Consider the following 26,629-nt stretch of genomic DNA (forward strand, 5'->3'; position numbering starts at 1 on the left):
GGCGTGTGGCGAGTGGCGAGAGCCGCTCGTCACGGGCAGGGGCGTGAAATAGGCGAGCGAGGCGGGTTGAGGGTGGCGTTTCTCGCCCCTCGTCACTCGCCCCTCGCCACTACCGAGCAAAGCGAGGTCCAAAATGACCGCACCCGTGAGCCTCACGGAGGCGAAGCTGTTCCTGCGCGTCGAGCATGAGGCGGAGGACGGGCTGATCCAGACGCTGATCGAGGCGGCCAGGGCGCGGGTGGAGGGGGAGGTGGGCTTGAGCCTGACCTCGACCTCGCCGGCGCCGCTGCGGCTGGCGGTGATGATGCTGGTGATGCGCGCCTATGAGCGCGGCGAGAGCGAGATAAGCGCGGCGCCGGTCGAGGGGTGGATCGCGCCCTATCGCGTGGTGCGGCTGTGAGCGCGGGCGCGATGAAGGTGGTGGCGTCGCTGGTGCGGCCGGTGGAGGCGCAGACGCCCTATGGCGGGCGCGTCGTCAGCTATGAGCCGGTCGGGTCGCTGTGGCTGAGCCTGGGGGCGCGGCGGCGGCGCGAGCGGACGGACGCGGGGGTGACGCGCGGGGTGGAGACGCTGAGCGCGACCGTACGGGCCGATCCGCGGCTGGCCGAAGGGCTGGTGGTGCGCTTTGGCGGGGCAGACTGGGGCGTCGTGGGCGTCGAGGCCGATCCGAAGGCGGCGGGTCGCGTGCGGCTGAATCTGGAGCGGGCGCGATGAAGGATCATGAAGGGGCGCTGGTGAAGGCGCTGATCGCGCACCTGGGCGGCGACGGGGCGTTGAAGGTGCTGCTGGGCGATCCGGCGCGGATCTGGGACGAGCCGCCGCAGGGGGCGGAGTTTCCGCATCTGGTGATCGGGCGGTGCGAGAGCCGGCCGCTGAACGCCGACGGCGGCGGGGTGGAGCAGCGGCTGACCCTGACCTGCGCCAGTCGTTTCAGGGGGCTGGAGGAGGCGCGGGCCGTGGCCGCGGCGGTGCGGGCGCGGCTGGCCGATGCGCCGCTGGAGGCGGAAGGGGTGACGGCGGTCAGCGTGGCGGTGACGTTCACGGACCTGTTCCGCAGCCTGGATCTGAAGCGGGCATGGGCGGTGATGCGGCTGCGGGCCGTGACGGAAGAGGTTTAGCGCGGCGCCTCTCCCTCCCCTTCATGGGGAGGGTGGTCGCGATAGCGAACTGGTGGGGGCGCGGGGCGATCGGGGCGCGGCGTGGAAATGGCCTGGCCCTCCCCACCCGGCCTCGCCTGCGGCTCGGCCACCCTCCCCATGAAGGGGAGGGAGAAGGCGTGCGTGTTCTGGAAAACGAAGCGAGGAAAGATGACGGCGCAACGGGGCAAGGACATCCTGCTGAAGATCGAGGGCGCCGCTGGCGCCTTCATCACTGTGGCGGGGCTGAGGGCGAGGACGATCTCGCTGAACGCCAAGACGGTGGACGCGACCGACAGCGACAGCGCCGGACGGTGGCGCGAACTGCTGGCGGGCGCGGGCGTGAAGTCGGCGGCGGTGTCGGGGCAGGGAATCTTTCGCGACGCGGCGTCGGACGCCCTGATCCGCGAGGCCTTCTTTGAGCAGGCGGCGAAGACGTGGCGGCTGATCGTGCCGGACTTCGGCGTGCTGGAAGGGCCGTTCCTGGTCGCCGCGCTGGAATATGCGGGCGAGCATGAGGGCGAGGCCAGCTTTGCGTTGAGTTTGGCCAGCGCGGGCGAGATCCGTTTCGAGGCGCTGTGATGGCGAACGGCGTGCGGGGCGAGGTGGTCGCGAGGCTAGCGGGGGCGGAGCGGACGCTGTGCCTGACGCTGGGCGCCTTGGCCGAGATCGAGACGGGGCTGGGCGTGGCCGGGATGGCGGCGCTGGCGGAGCGGATGCGCTCGCTGTCGGCGCGCGATCTGATGGTGGTCCTGGCGGCGCTGTTGCGCGGCGGGGGCGAGGTTGCGCTGGCGGACGGACTGGCGAGCGCGCCGGTTGATCCGCGCGAGGCGGCGGGGGCGGTGGCGAAGGCCTTTGCGGCGGCGGCGTGAGCACGCCGTGGAGCGAGATGATGCAGGCGGCGGCGCGGAGGGGCGTGGGGCCGGAGGGCTTCTGGCGGCTGTCGCTCAAGGAGTGGCGGATGCTGACGGCGGGGCCGGCGCGGGCGGCGCCCCTGGGGCGCAGCGAACTGGAGCGGATGCAGGAGATGTGGCCGGATGAGCGATAGTTTCAGGCCGGACGGCCTCGACGCCGTGCCGGTGAAGGCGGCGGAGGCGGCGGCGGCGCTCGAGGCGCTGAAGGAGCCGGCCGAGCGGGCGGCGGCCTCGATCGAGGATGCGTTCGGGCGGGCGGGGGCCAGTCTGACGCGCTCGCTGGCGCGGGCGGCGGCGGACGGGCAGGTGACGCTGGCTGAGCTGGCGCGGGCGGTGCTGAACGCTGTCAATGCGGCGGCGGGCGTGCGCGGCGGCGGGGGACTGTCGGGCGCCATAGCGGCGGCGATGGGCGGCTTCGGCGGCGCGCGGGCGGACGGCGGGCCGGTGCTGGGCGGGGGCGCCTATCTGGTCGGCGAGCGCGGGCCGGAGGTGTTTCGCCCGGCGGGCGCCGGGACGATCGAGCCGATGGGCGGTCACTCTGGCTCTGGGGGCGGCGTGACGGTGAACGTCACGGTGGACGGCGGCGCCGAGGGCCTGTTGCGGTCAGAGACGCAGATCGCACGGATGCTGGCGCGGGCGACGGCGCTGGGGGCGCGCTGACCCGCTCAAGCAGCGAGGCGCCGCGCGCCGAGCGGTAACGACCAACCAGCTCAAGCAGCAAGGCGCCGCGCGCCGAGCGGTAGCGACAACAAAAAAGAGCGCTCCGAAGAGCGCTCTTTGGGCCCTATTCGCCCTTGGGGTTGGGGCCGTATTTGTTGGAGCCGGGTTGGCTGCCGCCGAAGCCGAGCCACATCCAGAAGCCGAAGCTGACCAGACCGGCCAGGAACATCAGGCCGAAGGCGGCGCCGCCGGTGGCGACGAGCAGTTCGGGGTCCATCGATTGCACGGCGTTGGGGTCGCTCAGGATCGACAGGCCGAAGGCGCTGACCAGCATGGCGAGCGAGGCGTACCAGAGCGCCCAGGGGATGACGACCAGCCAGCCGGGCTTGCCCATGTCGTGGAAGCGTTTGAAGCCGACCGCCAGGTGCAGGACCATCACGGCGAGGCCGAGGATGAAGCTGACCTTGGGCACGAAGTTCAGGATCAGGCCGACGACGAACAGGATGGCCCAGCTGATCCAGAAGTCCCGGCGCCGCAGGCGGCCCTTGAACGAGAAGAGGGCGGTCTTGATGTCGTAGCCGGCGGCGGGCTGGGCGCTGGCCGAGGGGGCGGCGCCTGAGGCCTGGCCGAAGGCTGCGGCGGCGGTGGCGGACGGCAGAAGCATGATCTGGGTCGCCTCCATGCCTTCGGGCACGAAATCGACGCGCACGCCGGCGGCCATCGCGCCCTCGCCCTGAACGGCGGTGCGCGCAAAGCCGTAACGGAGGCTGTCGTCGCCGCTGATCAGCCCTGTGCCGGTCGCCTCGTCATAGCTGAGAATTTCGCCGCGCACGCGGATCTCCTATCGTTGAACGGCTTTGCCGTGGTGTGGCGAAAGCATGGCCGACGCCGATGGCGCGGACAACCCAAAGCGTGACGTTACGCAAGGTTTTTCGCGACGCGTTCGCGAGCGGTCCCGTCCGGGACGCAATCCAGACATTGAGACAGGATGTGGAGGGGGCGCATGGCCTTTCATGAGGTGCGCCTGCCGGCGCGGCTGGGGTTCGGCTCGACCGGCGGCGTCGAGCGCAGGACGGAGATCACGACGCTGGCGTCAGGGTTCGAGCGGCGCTCGACGCCGTGGGCCGATGGGCGCAGGCGCTATCTGATCGGGGCGGGCCTGCGCTCGCTGGACGACATGGCGGCGCTGACGAGTTTCTTCGAGGCGCGACGCGGGCGGCTGCATGGGTTCCGGTTTCGCGACTTTGCGGACTTCAGGAGCGGGGCGCCGGGGGCGGCCGTGACGCCGCTGGATCAGGCGATCGGGACCGGCGACGGCGAAACGCGGACGTTTCAGCTGTGCAAGGCCTATGGCGATCATCGGCGGCTGATCGCCAAGCCGGTCGAGGGATCGTTGCGGGTGGCCGTGGCGGGCGTGGAGACGGCGGCCTTCAGCCTGGAGGCGACGACGGGGCGGGTGACGCTGGCGACGGCGCCGCCGAAGGGGGCGGCGGTGAGCGCGGGGTTCGCCTTTGACGTGCCGGTGCGGTTCGACGCGGACCGGATGGAGGTGACGCTGGAGAGCTTCGGCGCCGGGCGGATGGTCGCCATGCCGCTGATCGAGGTGCGGGTCTGAGCCATGCGCAATGTTCCGGATGAACTGGCCGCCCGCATCGAGAGCGGGGCGGCGACGCTGTGTCATGCCTGGCTGCTGAGGCGGGCGGACGGGCGGGCGATGGGCTTCACCGACCATGACCGCGATCTGGAGGTCGAAGGCGTGGCGTGCCGGGCGGCCAGCGGCTGGACCGGCGGGGCGGGCGAGGGCGAGGTCGGGCTGGCGGCGGGGACGCTGTCGGCCTCGGGCGGGCTGGATGACGCGGCGATCACCGAAGAGGACATAGCGGCGGGGCGCTATGACGCGGCCGAGGTCGAGCTGTGGCGCGTGGACTGGATGCGGCCGGACCTGAAGGTGCGGCTGTGGAAGGGGAGGCTGGCGCGGATACGGCGCGAGGAAGGGCGGTTCATCGCCGATCTGGACGGGCCGATGGCGGCGCTGGAGCGGGTCGTCGGGCGGACCTATGGCCGGGGCTGCGACGCGGTGCTGGGCGATGGGCGCTGCGGGCTGGAGGCGGCGGCGGTCGCGGGGCGCAGCTGCGACAAGCGGTGGGCGACCTGCGTGGGCGCGTTCGGCAATGGGGTGAACTTTCAAGGGTTCCCGGACGTGCCGGGCGAGGACTTCCTGACGGCGCGGCCGGCAAGCGGGCGCAATGACGGCGGGAGCCGCAGGCGATGAGGAAGGGCGCTCAAGAATTCTCCCTCCCCTTCATGGGGAGGGTGGCTGAGGCGGAGCCGAAGCCGGGTGGGGGCGGCAAGCAAGAACAGGCGTCGTGTCCTGATCACCAAGCCCTCCCCACCCGGTCGCTGCGCGACCACCCTCCCCATGAAGGGGAGGGAGAGGCGCGGCGCTTGGGGGTCGTGGCGGCGGCGCGCGGTTGGCTGGGAACGCCGTATCGGCATCAGTGCAGCTTGAAGGGCGAGGGGGCGGACTGCCTGGGCCTGGTGCGCGGGGTCTGGCGCGAGGTGATGGGCGAGGAGCCGGAGGCGCCGCCGCCCTATCGCCCTGACTGGGCCGAGGTCGGGGGCGAAGAGGCGTTGTGGGCGGCGGCGCGGCGCTGGCTGGTGGAGATATCGCCCGAGCGGGCGGGGCTGGGCGACGTGCTGCTGTTCCGCATGGCGGCGGGGGCGCCGGCCAAACACTGCGCCATGTTGAGCGCGGTGGAAGGACCGGAGCCGCTGATGATCCACGCCTATTGGGGCCGCTCGGTCGTGGAGAGCTGGATGGGGCCGTGGTGGCGACGGCGGCTGGTCGCGGCCTTTCGCTGGCCTGCATCCCGGATGATTTTGAAGGAGTAGATGATGGCGCAGGTGCTGCTGGGCGGCCTTGGCGGGATGGCGGGCGTCAGCAGCCTGGGCCTGCTGGCCGGGGGGCTGCTGGGGCGGGCGCTGGACGACCGGCTGGTCGCTGGATTGTCGCCGGCGCGGCAGGTCGGGCCGAGGCTGGAGGGGCTGAAGCTGCAATCCTCCGCCGAGGGGGCGCCGATGGCCTGCGTCTTCGGCCGGGCGCGGGTGACGGGACAGGTGATCTGGGCCGCGCGGTTTCTGGAGCGCAAGGAAAAGCGCTTGGCGGGAAAGGCGGGAAAGACGGTCGACTACGCCTATTCGCTGAGCTTCGCCGTGGCCCTGTGCGAGGGGCCGATCGACGGGGTGGGGCGCATCTGGGCTGACGGCCAGCCGATGGACATGACCGGCGTGACCATGCGCCTGCATCGCGGGACCGAGGATCAGATGCCCGACCCGCTGATCGAGGCGGTGGAGGGACAGGCGCCCGCCTATCGCGGGACGGCCTATGTGGTGTTCGAGGACCTGCCGCTGGACGCCTATGGCGACCGGGCGCCGCAGCTGTCGTTTGAGGTGTTCCGCCGACCGCAGGGCGCCGAACCGCAGATGGAGGACCGACTGGAAGGCGTCTGCCTGATCCCCGGCGCGGGCGAGTTCTGTCTGGCGACCGAGCCGGTGATGCGACGAGAGGGGCTGACGAAATCGACGCCCGAGAACGTGCATCTGACGGCGGGGCAGACGGATCTCGAGGCCTCGCTGGATCAGTTGACGGCCCAGGCGCCGAGGCTGAAACGCGTCAGTCTGGTGGTCGGCTGGTTCGGCGACGACATACGCATGAGCCATTGCCGCATCCGGCCGGGGGTGGAGCGGCGGCAGAAGCCGACCGAGCCGCTGGTCTGGCGCGTGGCCGGGGTCGAGCGGGCGGACGCGCATCTGATCTCTCAGGTCGAGGATGGTCCGGCCTATGGCGGCACGCCCTCGGACGACAGCGTGCGGCAGGCGATCCGGGCGCTGAAGGCGCGCGGGCTGGAGGTGACGCTGTATCCCTTCGTCTTCATGGACTGCCCCGGCTATCCGTGGCGGGGGCGCATTGAGGGGACGAACGGAGCGGGGGCGACGGCCGAGGTCGCGGCCCTGTTCGGGACGGCGGACGGCTGGGGCCTTCGTCGGCTGGCGCTGCACTATGCGAAGATCGGGGCCGAGGAGGGGGCGGACGGGCTGCTGATCGGCTCGGAGATGCGCGGGCTGACCTGGACGCGCGATGCGGGCGGGGGCTTTCCGGCGGTGGCGCAGTTGCGGACGCTGGCGGCCGAATGCCGGGCGGTGGTCGGGCCGGGAGTGAAGCTGAGCTACGCCGCTGACTGGTCGGAGTATTTCGGCTGGCAGAGAGAGGGGGAGGTAAGGTTTCACCTCGATCCTTTGTGGGCTGATCCGAATATCGATTACGTCGCCATCGACTGGTACCCGCCGATGGGGGACTGGCGCGGCGGCGACGGCGGGCTGGATGCGCAAGCGTTCCGTGGACCGTCGGACCCGGCCTATCTGGCGGCGCAGGTGGCGGGCGGCGAGGGGTATGACTGGTTCTACGCCAACGCGGCGGACCGGGCGGCGCAGCGGCGCACGGCGATCGAGGACGGCGCCCACGGCGAGGCCTGGATCTGCCGCTACAAGGACCTGAAGGGCTGGTGGTCGAACCCGCACCATGAGCGCATCGGCGGCGCAAGACAGGCGGCGCCGACGGCCTGGGTTCCGCAGATGAAGCCGATCCGTCTGACCGAGTTCGGCTGTGCGGCGGTGGATCGCGGGGGCAATGCGCCGAACCTGTTCCAGGATCCGAAGAGCAGCGAGAACGCCCTGCCGCCGTACTCGACCGGAGAGCGCGACGACCGGATGCAGCGGCGGCTGATCGAGGCGGTGCTGACGCACTATGCGCAGCCGGCGAACAACCCGATCTCGGGCGTCTATGGCGGGCCGATGCTGAAGGGGGCGGACGTCTGGTGCTGGGACGCGCGGCCCTATCCGGCGTTTCCGGCGCTGGGGGAGGTGTGGGCGGATGCAGGCGCCTGGCGCACGGGGCACTGGCTGAACGGGCGGATGGGCGGCGATGCGCGCGGCCTGATCGAGGCGATCCTGAAGCGCGGCGGGTTGGCCGAGGCGGACTATACGCTCGGGGCGGTGGACGGCGCGGTGACGGGCTATGTCGTCGACCGGCCGATGGCGACGAAGGATGCGCTGGCGCCGCTGGTGCAGGCGCTGGGGGCGACGGCGGCTGAGCGGGATGGTCGGGTGGCCGTGCTAGGCGAGACGGCGCGGGAGATGACGCTGGATCTGGCGGCGCTGGCCCTGCCCGACAAGGGCGGGAGCGCGACGGGGGAGCGGCGGCTGACGCCTCGGCCTAGCGCGGCGCGGCTGCGGTTTATCGATGAGGCGGCGGACTATCAGCTGGGCGCCGTGACGGTGCGCGGCGACGGCGAGGGCGGCGGCGTGGACGCGGCCCTGCCCGCCGTGGTCGGGGCCGGGCTGGCGACGGCGGCGGCGCAGCGGCTGTTGCAGGGCGAGGCGGCCGAGCAGCTGACGCTCAAGCTGGGGCCGCTGGAGGCGCTGAAGCTGGAGCCGGGCGATGTGGCCGCGGTGGAGGGACGTGCGGGCGACTGGCGCGTCGAGCGGCTGGACTGGGACGAGACGCCCAGGGCGGTGTTGACGCCCGTGGTCGAGGCGGTTGTCGTGGATGCGCCGGAGGACTGGCGCGGCGATGGGGGCGGGGCGACGACGGCGGGGGCGCCGTTCCTGATGCTGCTGGACCTGCCGCCGCTGCCGGGAGAGGAGGCGGATGGGCGGTCGGTGGTCGCGGCGGCGGCCGAGCCGTGGAGGCCGATGGCGCTGCATGGCGGCGCGTCGGTCGACAGTCTGACGCCAAGGGCGGTGGTGGAGACGCCCGCGACGGTGGGGACGCTGACGGCGCCCCTGCGGCCCGGCGTGGTCGGCCGCTGGGACGAGACGGCCGTGCTGAGCGTGCGGATAGAGGGGCAGGCGCCCCAGAGCCGGGCGGCCGAGGCGGTATTGTCGGGCGCCAATCTGCTGGCCGTGCGCAGTGCGAATGGATGGGAGTTGGTGCAGTTCCGCCGGGCCGAACTGCTCGGCGGGGACGTGTGGCGCTTGAGCGGCCTGCTGCGCGGTCAGCAAGGGACGGAAAGCGCAGCGTCGCATGGGGCGGACGCGGGGGCGCTGGTCGTGGTGCTGGAGCGCGGCATTGCGCGCGCCGAGGTCGATGCGGTCGAGCGGGGACTGCCTCGGATCTGGCGGGCGGGGCCGGCAGGCGCGCCGCCGGGCGGGGCGGGCACGACGGAGGTCGGCTTCACCTGGGCCAACCGGAGTGCGGCGCCGTGGCGACCGGCGCATTTGCGGGCTGCGCCGGAGGGCGGCGGATGGCGGTTGAGCTGGACGCCGCGCGTGCGTTTGGGCGGCGACGGATGGGACGCTGAGCCCGTCGAAGTCGATCCGAGGCGCTTCCGCATGCGGGTGCTGGACGGCGCTGTCGTGCGGCGGGTCTGGGAGGTCGAGGGGCTGGCGACCGTCTATGGCGCGGCCGAGGTCGCGGCGGACTTTCCAGGCGGGCTCGGGGCGGACGCGCACGTCGCTGTAGCCCAATGGGGCGACGGCTATGGCTGGGGCCCGGAGGCGGTGGCGGGATTGTGACGTGGCCACCTCTCCTGTTGTGACAGGGGCGAGTAGGCGGAAACCATCCTCGCCCCTTTCGGCGGGCGGTTGCATGGCTTAACTGACGCTCTGGTCTGTGTTGATCCGGAGTGGAGCGAAAATTGGCTGGCGATCCCTATCAGGAACTGGGCGTTTCCAAGGGCGCGAGCGCGGACGAGATCAAGAAGGCGTTCCGCAAGCTGGCCAAGGAACTGCACCCCGACAAGAACCCCGGCGACAAGGCGGCCGAGGAGCGGTTCAAGCGCATCACCGCGGCCTTCGATCTGCTGGGCGACGCGGAGAAGCGCGCGAAGTATGATCGCGGCGAGATCGACGCTGACGGACGCGAGCAATTCCGAGGCTTTGGCGGCGCTCAGGGCGGGCGGCCGGGCGGCGGCGGTTTCGGCGGCTTCGGCTTCGGCGGGCGCGGCGAGGGCGGCCCCGGCGGGCGGGCCAGTTTTGACGACATCGACCTGGAAGAAATCTTCGGCGCCTTTGGAGGCGGCGGACGCAGCGCCGGGCGCGGTTTCGGCGGCGGGCGCGGGCAGGACGTGCGGGCCACCCTCGACATCAGTCTTGAGGACGCGATCGCCGGGACGACGCGGCGCATCCAGTTCTCGGACGGGCGGATGCTGGACGTGGCCATCCCCAAGGGCGCGGCGGACGGCCAGACGATCCGGCTGAAGGGGCAGGGCGCGCCGGGTCGCGGCGGTCAGGCGGGCGACGCTCTGATCGAACTGCGTATCCAGCCGCATCCGGTGTTCAAGCGCGACGGCGCCGACCTGACGATGGACCTGCCGGTGTCGGTTCCGGACGCGGTGCTGGGCGGCAAGATCCAGGTGCCGACGCCCGAGGGCGCGGTGATGATGACCATTCCCAAGGGGTCGAACTCGGGCAAGGTGCTGCGGCTGAAGGGGCGCGGCGCCTATGCGAACGGCAGGCGCGGCGATCTGATGGCCAAGCTGGTGGTGACGCTGCCCGAGGCGCCGGACGACGAACTGGTCCGGTTTGCGACGGAATGGCGTGAGCGCCGGCCCTATAAGCCTGGCCGTTGATGGCCTAAGGCTGACGCTTCCTTCTCCTCCCCGAGACTTCAGAGACCGACATGACGCCCAAGCCCGCCGCCAAGCCTGCTCGCCCCTGGTTCTCGGCCGGGCCGACGGCCAAGCGTCCGGGCTGGGAACTGGCGAAGCTGCCGACGAACCTGATGGGGCGGGGCATCCGCGCGCCGGAGGTGGTGGAGCGGTTCGCGCATGGGCTGCGGCTGACGCGCGAGGTGCTGAGCCCGCCGGACGACTATGTCATGCTCTACACGCCCGGTTCGGACACCGGGGCGGTCGAGGCGGCGCTGTGGTGCATGTTGGGCCAGCGCCCGGTGCAGGTGATCGCCTATGAGAATTTCGGCCTGACCTGGCTGGCGGATGTAAAGACGCATCTGGGGCTGGAGCCCGAGGCCCTGTTGGCGCCGTGGGGCGAGCTGCCGGACCTGTCGAAGGTCGATCCCAAGAAGGACGTGGTGTTTCCGTGGAACGGCACGACCTCGGGCGTGCGCGTGCCCGACGGCGACTGGATCGCCGACGACCGCGAGGGGCTGACCATCTGCGACGCGACCTCGGCGGCGTTCGCGATGGACCTGCCCTGGGACAAGCTGGATGTGACGACCTTCAGCTTCCAGAAGGCGCTAGGCGGCGAGGCGGGCGTCGGGGTCATGGTGCTGTCGCCGCGCGCGGTGGCGCGACTGGACAGCTATCGGCCGGATCGGGCCGTGCCCAAGGTGCTGCGGATCGCCGACAAGACGGGCTTTGACCGGACGCTGGCGGACGGGGTGGTGATGAACACCTTCTCAGTCCTGACCATCGAGGACTGGATCGACGCCCTGGACTGGGCGAAGGCCGAAGGCGGACTGCCTGCCCTGATCGCGCGCACAGACGCCAACTATGCCGCCCTGGCCGAGTGGGTGGAGCGGACCGACTGGATCGCCTTCCTGCCGGACCGGCCGGACATCCGCTCGACGACCTCGGTCTGTCTGAAGTTCGTCGATCCGCGGGTGGCGGCGCTGGACGAGGCGGGGCAGAAGGCCTTTGTGACGCGGTTCAAGACTCTGCTGGAGGGAGAGGGGGCGGTCTATGACATGGAGCCGCACCGCAACGCCCCGCCGGGCCTGCGCCTGTGGTGCGGCTGTACGATTGAGACAGCGGATGTCGTGGCCGCGACGCCGTGGCTGGAATGGGCGTTCCAGACGGCGGTCGGTGAACTGGCTCAGTCGGCGGACGGATGATTCTGTCGCCTATTAGACGCCCTTGGGGGCGACGCCGGACGATTCAGGGGGTATAGGCTCCCACCGCATTCTGGATTGCGGAGTATAGGTCTTGGCGAACGTCGCAGTGGTCGGTGCCCAGTGGGGCGACGAGGGCAAGGGCAAGATCGTGGACTGGCTGTCCAATCGCGCCGACATGGTGGTGCGGTTCCAGGGCGGTCACAACGCGGGCCACACCCTGGTCGTCGACGGCAAGGTCTATAAACTTGCATTGCTCCCGAGCGGAGTGGTGCAGGGCAAGCCCTCGATCATCGGCAACGGCGTGGTCGTCGATCCCTGGCACCTGGTCGGCGAGATCGAGAAGATCCAGGCTCAGGGCGTGGCGATCACGCCCGACATCCTGACCATCGCCGACAACGCCTGCCTGATCCTGCCGATCCATCCGGCGCTGGACGTGGCGCGTGAGGCCGCCGCCAGCGCGCCGGGCGCCAAGATCGGCACGACCGGCCGCGGCATCGGCCCGGCCTATGAGGACAAGGTGGGGCGCCGGGCCATCCGCGTCTGCGACCTCGCCAACGAAGACGACCTGAAGATCAAGATCGACCGCCTGCGCTCGCACCATGATCCGCTGCGGGCCGGTCTGGGGCTGGAGCCGATCGACCCGGAAGCGCTGCTGGCGCAACTGCTGGAGATCGCGCCGAAGATCCTGCCCTACGTCAAACCGGCGTGGCGGGTGCTGGACGAGGCGCAGAAGGCGGGCAAGCGGGTGCTGTTCGAGGGGGCGCAGGGCGCCTTCCTGGACGTGGACCACGGCACCTATCCCTATGTGACCAGCTCCAACACCGTCGCCGGTCAGGCGGCGGCAGGGTCGGGCGTCGGCCCGCGCGGCGTCGGCTATGTGCTGGGCATTGTGAAGGCTTATACGACGCGTGTCGGCGAAGGCCCCTTCGCCTGCGAACTGAACGATGAAGTCGGCCAGCACCTGGCGGTGGTGGGCCGCGAGATCGGCGTGAACACGGGCCGGTCGCGCCGCTGCGGCTGGTTCGACGCGGTGCTGGTGCGCCAGTCGGTGGCGATCAACGGCATCGACGGCATCGCCCTGACCAAGCTGGACGTGCTGGACGGGTTGAAGACGCTGAAGATCTGCGTCGGCTATCGCATCAATGGCGAGGTTTTGGACTATCTGCCCAGCAGCCTGAAGGATCAGGCTTCGGCCGAGCCGGTGTTCGAGGAACTGGAAGGCTGGGACGAGAGCACCGCAGGCGTGCGGACCTTCAAGGACCTGAACGCCCATGCGCTGAAGTATGTGCGTCGGATCGAGGAACTGATCGGGGCGCCGGTGGCCCTGCTGTCGACCAGCCCCGAGCGCGACGACACCATCCTGATGCGCGATCCGTTCCAAGGCTGAGTTTACAGTTCCAGCCGAGGCAACGACGCCTTAACCGGTAGGGCATAGGGTGGCGCTCTGAAATGGAGCTCGCCCTGTGTTCGCCCTAGACGCCAAGACGATGCAGCGGATCGCGCCGGTGGTCCGGCGCGTGATCATCGTTGATCCCAACCCCGCCGCCGCGCGCCTGTTGCAGGACCTGTTGAAGGGGTTCGGATCGCGGGAGATCGTGGTCGAAGGCGACGAGGCGCGGGTGCTGGACCTGGCCCGTGAAATGGAGCCGGCGCTGATCTTCACTGAGCGCACGGGTCCTAGGCTGGACGGCGAGGCCTTGGTGCGGCGCATTCGGCGTTCGAGCCTGGCCTGCCGCCGCGCGCCGATCATCATGGTGACGGCGGAGGCCACCGCCAGCGCCATCAAGGGCGCGCGAGACTCGGGCGTGCACGAGTTCCTGAGGAAGCCCTTCACCAGCGGCGACCTACAACGCCGGATCGAGAACCTGGCGACCAAGCCGCGCGATTGGGTCGAGGCGGTCGGCTATATCGGGCCGGACCGGCGGCGCTTCAACTCGGACGACTACGCCGGGCCGCAGAAACGCAAGGCGGACAAGCCGCGCTCCAGCGCCGAGGCCGCTCTGGCGGTCAAGGATCAGGCGATGCGCATTCTGTTGTCAGCCTTGGCTCAGTTCGACAGCGATCCGATGCAGGCCGTGCGGGCGATCAAGCAGCAGGCTGAGACCTTGAAGGCCCTGGCCATCAAGACAGGCGACGCGCCGCTGGCCATTGCGGCGGCGGGACTGGACACGGCGCTGGCCGCCGGGGCGCCGACCAAGGCGGGGCTGACGGCGCCGGTTGAGGTGGTGCTGAAGCTGGCCTCGCCCGAGAGCCTAGCCCGGGCGGGTTAGGGCCGCCGCCCTCGATCCTCGGGGCAAGCCCGAGGATGACGGCGGAGAGCGGCCGTTGAGGCGATCCAGCAGGCCCTCAGGCGTCGACCAAATTGCGTTCTTCGGCAGCGGCGCGCATGGCCTTTTGCAGCTTTTCGAAGGCGCGGACCTCGATCTGGCGGACGCGCTCGCGGCTGACGCCGTACTGGCCGGCCAGCTCCTCAAGCGTGACCGGATCGTCCTTGAGGCGGCGCTCGGTCAGGATGTGCTTCTCGCGATCGGTCAGCTCTTCCATGGCTTCCTGCAGCAGGCCCATGCGGATGGACTTTTCCTCGCTCTCGGCCAGTTCGGTCTCCTGGCTGACGGCGTTGTCGTCGGCCAGCCAGTCCTGCCACTCGCTTTCGCCATCCGAACGCAGCGGCGCGTTCAGCGAGGCGTCGCCGCCGAGACGGCGATTCATGTTGGTGACTTCTTCTTCCGACACGCCCAGCTTGGTGGCGATGGCGGCGAGGTGCTCGGGGTGCAGGTCCCCTTCCTCGAAGGCCGAGATCTGGCTTTTGGCCTTGCGCAGGTTGAAGAACAGCTTCTTCTGGGCCGCCGTGGTGCCCATCTTCACGAGCGACCAGGAGCGCAGGATGTATTCCTGGATCGACGCGCGGATCCACCACATGGCGTAGGTCGCCAGGCGGAAGCCCTTGTCGGGATCGAATTTCTTGACGGCCTGCATCAGGCCGACGTTGCCCTCGGAGATGACCTCGCCGATCGGCAGGCCGTAGCCGCGATAACCCATGGCGATCTTGGCCACGAGGCGCAGGTGAGAGGTCACGAGACGGTGGGCGGCTTCGGTGTCCTGGTGTTCGCTCCACCGCTTGGCGAGCATGAACTCCTCGTCCTTGGTGAGCATCGGAAACTTACGGATTTCCGTAAGATACCGTGACAGTCCCTGTTCAGGCGACATCACCGTCAGCGTTTTATTGGCCATATGGTCCCTCCGGCTTCACGAGCTGGCGCTACGGCTTTGACCACATGACGTGCATCATCACCTCGCCCCTCAACTGACAAGATGGGAATCCGTTGCCCGAAACGAAAGGGGCGGATTGTCCCAATTGAACGGCGACGCTTCCTCGCCGTCTATATATCATCTAGCACAGATGTTGTTGCGAATAAAGCGGGCCGCGTTTAGAGGGCCGCCAGCAGGGTTTGCAGCCGCTGTATGTCCTGCGGCGGGGCGGTCTGAAAGCGCAGCGGCTCGCCGGTGACGGGGTGGACGAAGCCGAGGATGGCGGCGTGCAGGGCCTGGCGTTTCAGGCCGGCCTCGGCGATCGCGGCGCGGACGGAGGCGGCAGGGCTGCCCGAGCCATAGACGGGGTCGCCCAGCAGGGGCGAGCCCCTGGACGCCATGTGGACGCGGATCTGGTGGGTGCGGCCGGTCTGCAGGGTGCAGGCGACGCGGGCGGCGAGCGGGGCGTTGGAGGCCTTGGCCGGACGGCCGAAGGTCTGCTGGACGACATAGTCGGTGATGGCCTCTCGCCCGCCGGATTTCAGCACCGCCATCTTCTTGCGGTCGCCGCTGGAGCGGCCGATCTGGGTCTGGATGCGGCCCTTCTCGGGCGAGGGCGCGCCGCGCGTCAGGGCGACATACGTGCGCTCGATGTCGTGGGCGGCGAACAGGGCGGCCAGCCCCGCGTGGGCGCGGTCCGACTTGGCGGCGACCATGACGCCGGAGGTGTCCTTGTCCAGGCGGTGGACGATGCCGGGCCGGTCCGGATCGCCGAGGGTCGACAGGGCGGCGCAGTGGTGCAGCAGGGCGTGGACCAGGGTGCCGGTCTCGCAGCCGGGGGCGGGATGGACCGCCATGCCCGGCGCCTTGTCGATGACGATCAGGTCGTCGTCCTCGAACAGGATGGTCAGGGGGATGGCTTCGGGGCGCAGTTCAGCCGAGGCCCCTGGCGGCAGGATGATCTGGTAGTCGCCGGGCGCAGGCTTGGCCTTGGCCCCTACAACGGCGCCGTTCAGGGAGACCGCGCCCGCGTCCAGCAGCGCCTGGATGCGCGCGCGGGACAGTTCGGGAAGGGCGTCGGCCAGGGCGCGGTCCAGCCGCGCAGCGCCGGGGGCGACCTGGGCGGTCAGGACTATCAGGTCGGATTCGTCGTCGGTCGCGGGCATGATGTCGGTCACAAGGTGCGTTTAGCACGGGTGGCGGACGCCGTGAAAAAAGGGCGGCCCGACGGGACCGCCCTTCAATCGTCTCAGCGGGGTTCAGGCCCGCTTCTGCGTCGATCAACCGATGCGCGGGTCCAGGTCGCCGGCGGCGTAGCGCTTGGCCATCTGGGCGGTGGACAGCGGCTGGATCTTGGACGCCATGCCTTCGCAGCCGAACTGCTGATAGCGCTCCTGGCACAGCTTGCGCATGGCTTCCTTGGCGGGTTTCAGATAGGCGCGCGGGTCGAACTCGCCCGGCTTCTCGGCCAGAACCTTGCGGATGGCGCCGGTCATGGCCATGCGGTTGTCGGTGTCGATGTTGATCTTGCGCACGCCGTGCTTGATGCCGCGCTGGATTTCCTCGACCGGCACGCCCCAGGTCTGGGGCATCTGGCCGCCGTACTGGTTGATGATGTCCTGCAGGTCCTGCGGCACCGACGAGGAGCCGTGCATCACCAGGTGGGTGTTGGGCAGGCGTTTGTGGATTTCCTCGATCACGTTCATGGCCAGAACGTCGCCGTCCGGCTGGCGCGTGAACTTATAGGCGCCGTGCGAGGTGCCCATGGCGATGGCCAGGGCGTCGACCTTGGTGGCCTTGACGAAGTCGACGGCCTGATCCGGGTCGGTCAGCAGGGCCGAGTGGTCCAGCTTGCCTTCGAAGCCGTGGCCGTCCTCGGCCTCGCCCATGCCGGTTTCCAGCGAGCCCAGAACGCCCAGTTCGCCCTCGACCGAGACGCCGCACGAGTGGGCCATCTCGACCACGCGGCGGGTGACGTCCACGTTGTAGTCGTAGGAAGCGGGGGTCTTGGCGTCTTCTTCCAGCGAGCCGTCCATCATCACCGAGGTGAAGCCGTACTGGATGGCGGTGGCGCAGGTGGCCGGGCCGTTGCCGTGGTCCTGGTGCATGCAGACCGGGATGTGCGGATAAAGCTCGACCAGGGCGTCGATCAGTCGGGCCAGGACCACGTCGTTGGCGTAGGAGCGGGCGCCGCGCGAGGCCTGGATGATGACCGGCGCGTTGACGGCGTCGGCGGCCTCCATGATGGCCAGGCCCTGCTCCATGTTGTTGATGTTGTAGGCGGGCAGGCCGTAGTCATGCTCAGCCGCGTGGTCGAGCAGTTGTCGCAGCGTAATGCGCGCCATGTGTAGTCTCCTGAACCGATAGTGATTTTGCCCGAGGTCTTAGCCGGTCGGGTGCGGGAAGTCACGCCGCCGTGACAGGGCTTAGGCGTGGTGGACTTTGGGCGCGCAGACCTTAAGTGCTCCGGCGCCTGCGGGGCGTCTGACCAAGGAGCGGCGATGAGCCAGAACAATGATGCGCTGGCTGAAGACGGCGGCGGTTTCGACGTCGACGACTGGGCGCGGCTGACGCCTTTCGCCGGAGCGGTGGCGACGCTGGACGACGTTCAGGCGGGCAAGGCGGTCTTCGCCCTGGGCGACACCGAAGAGGCGCGCGTCATCGACATGGAGCTGCCTCAGCCCGTCATCTGGTGGGAGGAGGACGGCGAGCAGGCGGCCGTAATCGTCCAGGCCGAGGCCCATGTCGGGCCCGACGGCGAACTTATGGAAGTGTTGGGGCTGATCCTGCCCGATGGCGGCGGGGCGGTGGCTCTGCTGGACGATGTCGATTTGGTGGACGACACCGATCCGACGTGGCGCGATCTGGTCGCGCGCGCCATCGACATGGACGGCGAAGACTAAACATTCAGGCATCAGGGGCGAGGGCCGCGAACAGCCCTCGCCTTGACGTTTTTAGGCGGCGCGCAGAGCCTCTACGCCCGGCAGAACCTTGCCTTCCATCCACTCCAGGAAGGCGCCGCCTGCGGTGGAGACGAAGGTCATGTCGTCCGCCGTGCCCGCGTGGTGCAGGGCCGCGACCGTGTCGCCGCCGCCGGCCACCGCGACCAGCTTGCCGGCCTTGGCCAGTTCGGCGGCGTGTTTGGCGGCGGCCACGGTGGCCTTGTCGAAGGGCGGGACCTCGAACACGCCCAGCGGGCCGTTCCAGATCAGCGTCTTCGACAGGTCCATGGCGCGCATCAGGCGGGCGACGGTTTCGGGCCCGGCGTCGAGGATCAGGTCGTCGGCGGCGATGCGGTCCAGGGCGCGCACGCCCGACTCGATGCCCGGCTTGACGCCCTTGGCCACAACGACGTCGACCGGCAGCAGCAGTTCGCAGCCCTGGCGACGGGCTTCCTCGATGATCTCGCGCGCGGTGTCGGCCAGATCCTTCTCGCACAGCGAACCGCCGACATCGACGCCCTGGGCGTGCAGGAAGGTGTTGGCCATGCCGCCGCCGATGGCCAGGTAGTCCAGCTTGGCGACCAGGTTCTTCAGCAGGTCCAGCTTGGTGGAGACCTTGGCGCCGCCGACGATGCCGATGACCGGCTTCTGCGGCTTGCCCAGTGCGGCGTCCAGCGCCTCAAGCTCGCGCGCCATCGCGCAACCGGCATAGGCGGGCAGGAGGCGGGCCAGACCCTCGGTCGAGGCGTGGGCGCGGTGCGCGGCCGAGAAGGCGTCGTTGACGTAGAGGTCGCCCAGTTCCGCCAGTTGTTCAGCGAAGGCCGGGTCGCTCTTTTCCTCGCCCTTGTGGAAGCGGACGTTTTCCAGCAGCAGCACGCCGCCCGCGTCCAGATCGGCCACGGCGGCCTTGGCCTCATCGCCCACGCAGTCGTCGGCGAAGCGCACGGGGCCGTGCAGCAGCAGCTCAAGCGGCTCGACCACGGGGCGCAGGCTCATCGACGGCACGCGCTCGCCCTTGGGCCGATCAAAGTGGGCCAGCAGCACCACCTTGGCGCCCGCTTCGCGCAGGCGGTGAATGGTCGGCAGGGCGGCCTTCAGACGGGTGTCGTCGGTCACGTTCCCGTCCTCCATCGGCACGTTGAAGTCCACGCGGACCAAGGCGGTCTGGCCCGAAAGGTCGGAAACGTCGTCGAGGGTGCGGAAGGTCATTGTGAAGTTCCAGGTCTTCCTTCTCCCTATGGGAGAAGGTGGCCCGCAGGGCCGGATGAGGGTCGAAGGTATCAGTCGGCGTAAGCCGTGCTCAGGGCGCGATCAAGCGGGCGTGTGCACGAACGGCGGCGGTGATGACTTCCGGTTCGCTCAAGGCCTGGGCGTTGGAGAAGCGCAGAACGCTCCAGCCCAAGGCCTCCAGATCGATCTGTCTCAGATGATCGCTGGTCACGACCTCGTCCCGATCATGGACCCCGCCGTCGATCTCGATCACCAGCCGCAAGCGATCGCAGGCGAAATCCGCGACGTATCGGCCGATCGGATGCTGACGGCGGAACTTATGGCCGTCGATTTGGCCGCTTCTTAGCAGGGCCCAAGCCCGTTGCTCGGCCAATCCTGCGTCTTGTCGAAGTGAGCGGTCGAAGGCGGTGCGTTTCAATGTCATCGCGCCGACCCTCACCCTTTCGCGCAGCCAATCGCCTTCGGCTCTTGGGCGCTCAAGCCCTCTCCCAGCGGGAGAGGGCTTAGCATTTCCAGTTTACAGGAACTTGGCCATCACCAGGGCGGTGTCGGCCATGCGGGTCGCGAAGCCCCACTCGTTGTCGTACCAGGTCAGGACGCGGGCCAGCTTGCCGTCGACGACCTGCGTTTGCGGCAGGGCGGCGGTCGAGGAGGCGGCGACGTGGTTCAGGTCGACCGAGACCAGCGGGTCGGTGGTCGTGGCCAGGACGCCGCTCATCGGGCCGTTTGCGGCGGCCAGCAGGGCGGCGTTGATTTCCTCGGCGGTGACTTCGCGACCGGCGACGACCTTCAGGTCGACGACCGAGACGTTCGGGGTCGGGACGCGGATCGACGAGCCGTCCAGCTTGCCCTTCAGCTCCGGCAGGACCAGGCCCAGGGCCTTGGCGGCGCCGGTCGAGGTCGGGATCATCGACAGGGCGGCGGCGCGGCCGCGGTACAGATCCTTGTGCATCGTATCCAGCGTCGGCTGGTCGCCGGTGTAGGCGTGGATGGTGGTCATATAGCCGCGCTCGATGCCGAACAAGTCGTGCAGCACCTTGGCCACCGGGGCCAGGGCGTTGGTCGTGCACGAGCCGTTGGAGACGACGATGTCGTCGGCCGTCAGCGTCTCATGGTTGACCTTGAAGACGATGGTCTTGTCGGCGTTGTCGGCCGGCGCCGAGACCAGCACGCGCTTGGCGCCCGCCTTCAGGTGGGCCGAGGCCTTGTCCTTGGAGGTGAAGATGCCCGTGCATTCCAGGGCGATGTCCACCTTCAATTCGGCGTGCGGCAGGTTGGCCGGGTCGCGCTCGGCCGTGACCTTGATCTTGCCCGTGCCGACGTCGATCCAGTCCTCGCCGGTCGTGACCGTGCCGGGGAAGCGGCCGTGCACCGAGTCATAGCGGAACAGGTGGGCGTTGGTCTCGACCGGGCCCAGGTCGTTGATCGCCACGACCTCGATGTCCGTGCGGCCGTGCTCGACGATCGAGCGAAGGACGAGGCGGCCGATGCGGCCGAAGCCGTTGATGGCGACGCGAACGGTCATGGGGAGCAGTCTCCTAAACTGGGGGCGGTGATGATTGGCGCCTTAGTGGGACGGAGCGCGCGCGGTTGCAACCCCGTCGCCGTAACAAGGTATGATCGCCTGTAACCGTCCGGATGCGGTCAAGCCGCTCAGCAGCAGCGGAAGCCGCCCCCTTCGCCGAACCGTCGCGCTTCATGCAGGCGGAAGAAGGCGGTGCGGTCCAGCGGCGCCTGATCCGGATGGGTCGCCTTCGCATGGGCGACATAGGCGTCGTAGTCCGGCTGGCCGATCATCAACCCGGCGGTGCGGCGGGCGTCCTTGCCCCACCGCACCAGCGTGTCCCGACAGGCGCAGAGCAGGTCCGCGCCGCCAGGGGTAGAGGAAGCGGACGGCCTAAGCACGGGCGATGTCCATGGCTTCGTCCGCCAGGGTCAGTTCATGCGCGGCCGGGGTCTCCACCACGGTCGGTTGCTCGGACTTCAGCGCCTTCAGGCAGGCCCCGACGCCATAGACCACGACCGTCAGCACCACGAACAGGAAGCCCGCCGTCAGCGCCGAGTTGACGTAGTCGTTGACGATGACCCGGTGCATGTCGCCGATGGTCTTGGCCGGGGCCAGGATTTCTCCGGCGGCCATGGCGTCCTGATACTTCCGCGCATGGGCCAGGAAGCCGATCTTCACGTCGGGGTGGAACAGCTTCTGCAGCCCTGCCGTCACGGTGCAGATCAGCAGCCAGACCGCCGGAACCGCCGTGGCCCAGGCGAACCTCTGCCGCTTCATCTTGAACAGGACGACCGTGCCCAGGATCAGGGCGACCGCCGCCAGCATCTGGTTGGCGATGCCGAACAGGGGCCACAGGCTGTTGATCCCGCCCAGCGGATCGACCACGCCGGTGTAGAGGAAATAGCCCCACAGCCCGACCGTCAGGGCCGTGGCCACGACATTGCCGGTCCAGGACTGGGTCTGGCGCATCTTCGGCACGGCCATGCCCAGCAGATCCTGGATCATGAAGCGGCAGACGCGGGTGCCTGCATCGACCGTGGTGAGGATGAACAGGGCCTCGAACAGGATGGCGAAGTGGTACCAGAAGGCCATCATGGCCTTGCCGCCGATGACGCCCGACAGGATGTGCGCCATGCCCACGGCCAGGGTCGGGGCGCCGCCCGCGCGCGACAGGATGGAGTGTTCGCCCACGTCCTTGGCCAGCTGCTCCAGCTCGGCCGGGGTGATGTGGAAGCCCCACTGGGCCACGGCGGCGGCGGCCGAGGCCGCATTGTCGCCGATGACGGCCACCGGGCTGTTCATGGCGAAATAGACGGCCGGGTCCAGCACGGTGGCGGCGATCAGGGCCATGATGGCCACGAAGCTTTCGCACAGCATGGCGCCGTAGCCGATCAGCGGGATCTGGTTCTCGTTCTCCAGCAGCTTGGGCGTGGTGCCGGACGAGATCAGGGCGTGGAAGCCGGACACGGCCCCGCAGGCGATGGTGATGAACAGGAAGGGGAACAGGGCGCCGGAGAAGACGGGGCCGCTGCCGTCGATGAAGGGCGTGATGGCGGGCATCTGAATGTGCGGGCGCACGATCAGGATGCCGATGGCCAGGGCGACGATGGCGCCGATCTTCAGGAAGGTGGACAGGTAGTCGCGCGGCGCCAGCAGCAGCCACACCGGAATGACCGAGGCGATGAAGCCGTAGGCCATCATGGCCAGGGCCAGGGTCGTGCCCGACAGGGTGAAGGCGGGGCCCCAGAACGGATCCGCGGCGATATGGCCGCCGCCGATGATGGCCAGGACCAGCAGCACCACGCCGATGACCGACACCTCGCCCACGCGGCCGGGCCGCAGATAGCGCGTGTACAGGCCCATGAAGACGGCGATGGGAATGGTGGCGGCGACGGTGAACGTTCCCCACGGGCTCTCGGCCAGGGCCTTAACCACCACCAGCGCCAGCACGGCCAGGATGATGACCATGATCATCAGCACCCCGACCTGGGCGATGACGCCGGGGATCGGCCCCATCTCGGTGCGGACCATGTCGCCCAGCGACCGGCCGTCGCGGCGGGTCGACATGAACAGGACGATCATGTCCTGCACCGCCCCCGCCAGCACGGTGCCGACCAGGATCCACAGGACGCCGGGCAGATAGCCCATCTGCGCCGCCAGCACCGGCCCGACCAGGGGACCCGCGCCCGCGATGGCCGCGAAATGATGGCCGAACAGGACGTTGCGCGGCGTCGGCACGTAGTCGAGGCCGTCGTTATGCCTGACGGCGGGCGTGGGCCGCCGGGCGTTCAGCCCGAGCACCTTCCCGGCCAGGTAGCGGGCGTAGAAGCGGTAGGCGATGGCGTAGACGCACAGCGCCGCCACCACGATCCATACGGCGCTGATGCTTTCGCCCTGATGCAGGGCGATGACGGCGAGGGCGACCGCCCCCAATATGGCGATGGCGCCGAAAATCAGCGCGGTCCTGAGCTTGCCCATGGCGAAGGGTCCTCCGGGTCGACTGGGTGCGACCTTTCGCCTTTTTTGGACCCTAATCGCGCCCGGCGCCAATCGACAAAAGTCGTAGGCCGGCTTCCTTCTCCCCCTGTGGGAGAAGGTGGCAGGCGGAGCCTGACGGATGAGGGGGGTCGGCGCGGCGGTTTAGGTTCTGAGCGGACGTGGGGCCTTCCTTGAGGAAAGGTCGCGCAAGCACCCCTCATCCGGCCCTGACGGGCCACCTTCTCCCACAAGGGGAGAAGGATTACGGAGCGATCACTCGCACCTTGCCCGCCGCTTCGCCTGCGCGCGAACGCGCCTCGTCCGTGTCGGCGCCGCGCGCCAGGGCCACGCCCATGCGGCGAGTTTCGAAGGCCTCGGGCTTGCCGAACAGGCGCAGGTCGGCGGTCGGGACCGACAGGGCCTCGGCCACGCCCTCGAACACCACGCCTTGCGCCTCGATGCCGCCGTAGATGACGGCGCTGGCGCCCGGTTCGCGCAGGGTCACGTCCACCGGAAGGCCCAGAATGGCGCGGGCGTGTAGCGCGAACTCGCTCATCACCTGCGTCGCCAGCGTGACCAAGCCGGTGTCGTGCGGCCGCGGCGAAACCTCCGAGAACCACACCTCGTCGCCTTTGACGAACAGTTCGACGCCGAAGACGCCGAGGCCGCCCAGCGCGTCGGTCACCTTGGCCGCGATAGCCTGCGCCGCCTTCAGGGCGGCCTCGCTCATGGCCTGCGGCTGCCAGCTTTCGACATAGTCGCCCTTCTGCTGGCGATGGCCGATGGGGGCGCAGAAGGACGTAGCGACCGCGCCGTCGCGCAACGACCGCACCGTCAGCAGGGTGATCTCATAGTCGAAGTCGATCTTGCCCTCGACGATGACGACGCCGCCCGCGACCCGGCCCGAGGCTTCGGCGTAGGCCCAGGCGTCGGCCACGCCCTCAGGCCCCTCGACATAGGATTGGCCCTTGCCCGAGGACGACATCACCGGCTTGACGAAGCAGGGGAAGCCGACGGCCTGCGCGCCCGCCGCCAGTTCCTCGGCCGAGGCGGCGAAGGCGTAGGGGCTGGTCGGCAGGCCCAGCTCCTCGGCGGCCAGACGGCGGATGCCCTCGCGGTTCATGGTCAGCTGCGTCGCCCGCGCGGTCGGGATGACGCGCGCAAAGCCCGCTTCCTCAATGCCGGCCAGCACGTCGGTGGCGATGGCCTCGATCTCGGGCACGATGATGTGCGGCGCCTCTGCCAGGATCACGCCGTTCAGCACCTGGGCGTCGGTCATGGGGATGACGTGGCTGCGGTGCGCCACCTGCATGGCCGGGGCGTTGGCGTAGCGGTCGACCGCGATCACCTCGGCGCCGAGGCGCTGCAGCTCGATGGCCACTTCCTTGCCCAGTTCGCCCGAGCCGAGCAGCATGACGCGGGTGGCCGTGTCGGAGAGGGGGGTGCCGATACGCATGATCATCTCCGCTTCCTTCTCCCCTTGTGGGAGAAGGTGGGTCGCAGCGCGACCCGGATGAGGGGTGACGGCGGCGCGGTGTCCGATGTCATGCCGCCGGTCGAAGATCATTGAGGGGTGCGCCGACACCCCTCATCCGATCTGCTTCGCAGACCACCTTCTCCCACAAGGGGAGAAGGAGTCTTCTTGGTCGCTATCGCCTTACGGCTGCTTGAGCGCAGATTACAGCCGGGCCTTGACCTGTTCCACCACGGCCTCGGCGGTGATGCCGAACTCGCGGTAGAGGACTTCAGCCGGGGCGGAGGCGCCGAAGCCGGTCATGCCGACGAAGCCGCCGTCCTCGCCGATGAAGCGTTCCCAGCCCTGCTTGATCGCGGCCTCGACGGCGACGCGGACCGTGCCGCGGCCGATGACGGCGTCCTGATAGGCCTTGGGCTGCTGCTCGAACAGGGCGAAGCAGGGGACCGAGACGACGCGGGTCGGCGTGCCTTCGGCTTCCAGCATCTCGGCGGCCTTCAGGGCCAGGGCGACCTCGGTGCCGGTGCCGAACAGGGTGACCTTGGCCTCGCCGCTGGCGGCCTTCAGCTCATAGGCGCCCTTGCGCGACAGGTTCTCGCCCGCGTCGGTCACGCGGACGGCCGGGGTCTTCTGGCGCGACAGGCACAGGGCGGTCGGCGTGGTCTTGTGCTGCAAGGCGACCTGCCAGCACTCCAGCGCCTCGACCGTGTCGGCGGGGCGCATGGTCAGCAAGTTGGGGATGGCGCGCAGGGCCGCCAGATGCTCGACCGGCTGGTGCGTCGGGCCGTCTTCGCCCAGACCGATGCTGTCGTGCGTCAGCACGTGGATCGCGCGCACGCCCATCAGGGCGCCCAGACGGATCGCCGGACGGCTATAGTCTGCGAACGCCATGAAGGTGCCGCCGTAGGGGATGACCCCGCCGTGCAGCGCCAGACCGTTCATCGCCGCGGCCATGCCGAACTCGCGGATGCCGTAGTTCAGATAGCGCCCGGCGTAGTCCGGCGCGTCCATGATCTGCGTGTTCTTGACGAAGGTGTTGTTCGAGCCAGTCAGGTCCGCCGAGCCGCCGACCATTTCGGGGATGGCGGCGAACACCGTCTCCAGCGCCTCGCCCGAGGACTGGCGCGTGGCCATCGCGGGCTGGTCGGCGACCAGCTGCTTCAGCTTGGCGTCCAGCGCCTCGAAGGCGCCGGTGGGCAGGTCGCCGGCCATGGCGCGGGTGAAGTCGTCGCGGTGGTCGTGGTTCAGCAAGCGGGCTTCCCACGCCTTGCGGGCCTTGGCGCCCTGTTTGCCGACCTTGGCCCAGGCCTTCTGGACGCCTTCGGGCAGTTCAAACGGCTCGAACGGCCAGTTCAGCCCCTGACGCGTGGCGGCGATCTCGACAGCGCCCAGGGCGGCGCCGTGGGTCTTGTGGCTGCCTTCCAGGGTGGCGGCGCCCTTGCCGATCTTGGTCTTGCAGGCGATCAGCGTCGGCTTGTCCTGCTTGGTCGCCCAGTTCAGCGCCTTCTGGATCTGCTTGTAATCGTGGCCGTCGATGGCCTTGACCGCCCAGCCCGAGGCCTTGAAGCGGGCCAGCTGGTCAGTGGCGTCGGACAGCGACAGCTTGCCGTCGATGGTGATCTCATTGTCGTCCCACAGGACGCACAGCTTGTTCAGCTTCAGGCGGCCGGCCAGGGCGATGGCCTCCTGCGACACGCCTTCCATCAGGCAGCCGTCGCCGGCGATGACCCAGGTGCGGTGGTCGACCAGATCCTTACCGAAGCGCGCCGCCAGATGCCGCTCCGCAATGGCGAAGCCGACCGAGGTGGCCAGACCCTGACCCAGCGGGCCGGTGGTCGTTTCGATCCCGGCCATGTGGCCGTATTCCGGGTGGCCGGCCGTCTTGAAGCCCCACTGGCGGAAGTTTTCCAGCTGTTCCCGGGTCGCGTCCTTATAGCCTGTCAGGTGCAGCAGGCTGTAGATCAGCATCGACCCGTGGCCCGCCGACAGGATGAAGCGGTCGCGGTCGGCCCAGTCGGGGCGCGAAGCGTCGAACTTCAGGAATTTCGAATAAAGGACGGTGGCGACGTCGGCCATGCCCATCGGCATGCCGGGGTGGCCGCTCTTGGCCTTTTCGACCGCATCCATGGACAGCACCCGGATGGCGTCGGCCATTTGCTTGGGCGAAGGCTTGGCGAATGCGGCTTGG

27 protein-coding genes are annotated in these 26,629 nt (G+C 69.4%); 16 read left to right on the forward strand and 11 right to left on the reverse strand.

Annotated features, from left to right (window positions below; translation table 11 throughout):
• The first annotated feature begins 133 nt into the window (after nucleotides 1–133).
• The 7 genes from ACLBV5_RS10615 (at nucleotide 134) to ACLBV5_RS10645 (ending at nucleotide 2,710) form a co-directional block, all read left to right on the forward strand.
• Nucleotides 134–400 (forward strand): head-tail connector protein, encoded by a 267-nt coding sequence (locus tag ACLBV5_RS10615; RefSeq protein ID WP_447605659.1) that lies wholly within the window; start codon nucleotides 134–136, stop codon nucleotides 398–400.
• 11 nt (nucleotides 401–411) lie between these two features.
• Nucleotides 412–714, forward strand: a complete 303-nt coding sequence (locus ACLBV5_RS10620; RefSeq protein ID WP_447605660.1) for a phage head completion protein — start codon at nucleotides 412–414, stop codon at nucleotides 712–714.
• The gene (locus ACLBV5_RS10625) at nucleotides 711–1,118 is read left to right on the forward strand and encodes a DUF3168 domain-containing protein (RefSeq protein ID WP_447605661.1); all 408 of its coding nucleotides are present in this window, start codon (nucleotides 711–713) and stop codon (nucleotides 1,116–1,118) included. Before ACLBV5_RS10620 ends, ACLBV5_RS10625 begins: the two co-directional genes overlap by 4 nt.
• 189 nt (nucleotides 1,119–1,307) lie before the next feature.
• Nucleotides 1,308–1,718, forward strand: a complete 411-nt coding sequence (locus ACLBV5_RS10630) for a phage major tail protein, TP901-1 family (protein WP_025977876.1) — start codon at nucleotides 1,308–1,310, stop codon at nucleotides 1,716–1,718.
• The gene (locus ACLBV5_RS10635; protein ID WP_447605662.1) at nucleotides 1,718–2,008 is read left to right on the forward strand and encodes a GTA-gp10 family protein; all 291 of its coding nucleotides are present in this window, start codon (nucleotides 1,718–1,720) and stop codon (nucleotides 2,006–2,008) included. Before ACLBV5_RS10630 ends, ACLBV5_RS10635 begins: the two co-directional genes overlap by 1 nt.
• Complete coding sequence (locus ACLBV5_RS10640; RefSeq protein WP_447605663.1) at nucleotides 2,005–2,184, forward strand: phage tail assembly chaperone; 180 nt, start codon at nucleotides 2,005–2,007, stop codon at nucleotides 2,182–2,184. Before ACLBV5_RS10635 ends, ACLBV5_RS10640 begins: the two co-directional genes overlap by 4 nt.
• Complete coding sequence (locus tag ACLBV5_RS10645) at nucleotides 2,174–2,710, forward strand: phage tail tape measure protein (protein ID WP_447605664.1); 537 nt, start codon at nucleotides 2,174–2,176, stop codon at nucleotides 2,708–2,710. The genes ACLBV5_RS10640 and ACLBV5_RS10645 overlap by 11 nt, the downstream gene beginning before the upstream one ends.
• A gap of 124 nt (nucleotides 2,711–2,834) precedes the next feature.
• On the opposite strand, the gene ACLBV5_RS10650 is transcribed toward ACLBV5_RS10645, so the two are convergent.
• Nucleotides 2,835–3,542, reverse strand: a complete 708-nt coding sequence (locus ACLBV5_RS10650; protein WP_447605665.1) for a DUF805 domain-containing protein — start codon at nucleotides 3,540–3,542, stop codon at nucleotides 2,835–2,837.
• 171 nt (nucleotides 3,543–3,713) lie between these two features.
• Here ACLBV5_RS10650 and ACLBV5_RS10655 point away from each other — a divergent pair, with 171 nt between their 5' ends.
• The 8 genes from ACLBV5_RS10655 (at nucleotide 3,714) to ACLBV5_RS10690 (ending at nucleotide 13,831) form a co-directional block, all read left to right on the forward strand.
• Nucleotides 3,714–4,325 (forward strand): phage distal tail protein, Rcc01695 family, encoded by a 612-nt coding sequence (locus ACLBV5_RS10655; RefSeq protein ID WP_447605666.1) that lies wholly within the window; start codon nucleotides 3,714–3,716, stop codon nucleotides 4,323–4,325.
• A gap of 3 nt (nucleotides 4,326–4,328) precedes the next feature.
• Entirely contained in the window at nucleotides 4,329–4,982 is a 654-nt protein-coding gene (locus tag ACLBV5_RS10660; protein ID WP_447605667.1) for a DUF2163 domain-containing protein, read from the forward strand.
• 182 nt (nucleotides 4,983–5,164) lie between these two features.
• The gene (locus tag ACLBV5_RS10665) at nucleotides 5,165–5,602 is read left to right on the forward strand and encodes a peptidase P60 (protein ID WP_447605766.1); all 438 of its coding nucleotides are present in this window, start codon (nucleotides 5,165–5,167) and stop codon (nucleotides 5,600–5,602) included.
• A gap of 3 nt (nucleotides 5,603–5,605) precedes the next feature.
• Entirely contained in the window at nucleotides 5,606–9,283 is a 3,678-nt protein-coding gene (locus tag ACLBV5_RS10670; RefSeq protein ID WP_447605668.1) for a baseplate multidomain protein megatron, read from the forward strand.
• A 122-nt stretch (nucleotides 9,284–9,405) separates the two neighbouring features.
• Nucleotides 9,406–10,338, forward strand: a complete 933-nt coding sequence (locus tag ACLBV5_RS10675; protein WP_312449013.1) for a J domain-containing protein — start codon at nucleotides 9,406–9,408, stop codon at nucleotides 10,336–10,338.
• A 50-nt stretch (nucleotides 10,339–10,388) separates the two neighbouring features.
• The gene (locus tag ACLBV5_RS10680; RefSeq protein ID WP_447605669.1) at nucleotides 10,389–11,561 is read left to right on the forward strand and encodes a phosphoserine transaminase; all 1,173 of its coding nucleotides are present in this window, start codon (nucleotides 10,389–10,391) and stop codon (nucleotides 11,559–11,561) included.
• Between the two features lie 91 nt (nucleotides 11,562–11,652).
• A complete protein-coding gene (locus ACLBV5_RS10685; RefSeq protein ID WP_025977866.1) occupies nucleotides 11,653–12,948 on the forward strand; it encodes an adenylosuccinate synthase in 1,296 nt (431 codons plus the stop codon).
• A 76-nt stretch (nucleotides 12,949–13,024) separates the two neighbouring features.
• Nucleotides 13,025–13,831, forward strand: coding sequence for a response regulator (locus ACLBV5_RS10690; protein WP_447605670.1), 807 nt, complete (start codon nucleotides 13,025–13,027; stop codon nucleotides 13,829–13,831).
• A gap of 76 nt (nucleotides 13,832–13,907) precedes the next feature.
• On the opposite strand, the gene rpoH is transcribed toward ACLBV5_RS10690, so the two are convergent.
• From rpoH to fba, 3 genes are all read right to left on the reverse strand, one after another.
• Complete coding sequence (gene rpoH, locus ACLBV5_RS10695) at nucleotides 13,908–14,792, reverse strand: RNA polymerase sigma factor RpoH (RefSeq protein WP_025977864.1); 885 nt, start codon at nucleotides 14,790–14,792, stop codon at nucleotides 13,908–13,910.
• Between the two features lie 197 nt (nucleotides 14,793–14,989).
• A complete protein-coding gene (locus ACLBV5_RS10700; protein ID WP_447605671.1) occupies nucleotides 14,990–15,976 on the reverse strand; it encodes an RluA family pseudouridine synthase in 987 nt (328 codons plus the stop codon).
• Nucleotides 15,977–16,090: 114 nt separating this feature from the next.
• The gene (fba, locus tag ACLBV5_RS10705) at nucleotides 16,091–17,155 is read right to left on the reverse strand and encodes a class II fructose-bisphosphate aldolase (protein ID WP_447605672.1); all 1,065 of its coding nucleotides are present in this window, start codon (nucleotides 17,153–17,155) and stop codon (nucleotides 16,091–16,093) included.
• A 156-nt stretch (nucleotides 17,156–17,311) separates the two neighbouring features.
• Between fba and ACLBV5_RS10710 the strand changes: the two genes are divergently transcribed.
• Nucleotides 17,312–17,713: a hypothetical protein gene (locus tag ACLBV5_RS10710; RefSeq protein WP_447605673.1), complete on the forward strand. Its 402-nt coding sequence runs from the start codon at nucleotides 17,312–17,314 to the stop codon at nucleotides 17,711–17,713.
• Between the two features lie 51 nt (nucleotides 17,714–17,764).
• On the opposite strand, the gene ACLBV5_RS10715 is transcribed toward ACLBV5_RS10710, so the two are convergent.
• The 7 genes from ACLBV5_RS10715 to tkt form a co-directional block, all read right to left on the reverse strand.
• Nucleotides 17,765–18,961, reverse strand: coding sequence for a phosphoglycerate kinase (locus tag ACLBV5_RS10715; RefSeq protein ID WP_447605674.1), 1,197 nt, complete (start codon nucleotides 18,959–18,961; stop codon nucleotides 17,765–17,767).
• A 91-nt stretch (nucleotides 18,962–19,052) separates the two neighbouring features.
• On the reverse strand, nucleotides 19,053–19,406 hold the full coding sequence (locus ACLBV5_RS10720) for an endonuclease domain-containing protein (RefSeq protein ID WP_447605675.1): 354 nt from the start codon (nucleotides 19,404–19,406) through the stop codon (nucleotides 19,053–19,055).
• Between the two features lie 93 nt (nucleotides 19,407–19,499).
• Nucleotides 19,500–20,507, reverse strand: a complete 1,008-nt coding sequence (gap, locus tag ACLBV5_RS10725; RefSeq protein WP_447605676.1) for a type I glyceraldehyde-3-phosphate dehydrogenase — start codon at nucleotides 20,505–20,507, stop codon at nucleotides 19,500–19,502.
• A 128-nt stretch (nucleotides 20,508–20,635) separates the two neighbouring features.
• Entirely contained in the window at nucleotides 20,636–20,818 is a 183-nt protein-coding gene (locus ACLBV5_RS10730; RefSeq protein WP_024354672.1) for a YbdD/YjiX family protein, read from the reverse strand.
• Nucleotides 20,819–20,879: 61 nt separating this feature from the next.
• A complete protein-coding gene (locus ACLBV5_RS10735; protein WP_447605677.1) occupies nucleotides 20,880–22,967 on the reverse strand; it encodes a carbon starvation CstA family protein in 2,088 nt (695 codons plus the stop codon).
• Nucleotides 22,968–23,229: 262 nt separating this feature from the next.
• Nucleotides 23,230–24,423: a formate-dependent phosphoribosylglycinamide formyltransferase gene (purT, locus tag ACLBV5_RS10740; protein ID WP_447605678.1), complete on the reverse strand. Its 1,194-nt coding sequence runs from the start codon at nucleotides 24,421–24,423 to the stop codon at nucleotides 23,230–23,232.
• Between the two features lie 222 nt (nucleotides 24,424–24,645).
• Entirely contained in the window at nucleotides 24,646–26,595 is a 1,950-nt protein-coding gene (gene tkt / locus ACLBV5_RS10745; protein ID WP_278070997.1) for a transketolase, read from the reverse strand.
• Between the last annotated feature and the right edge of the window lie 34 nt (nucleotides 26,596–26,629).

Source organism: Brevundimonas sp. M1A4_2e (genome assembly GCF_053345555.1).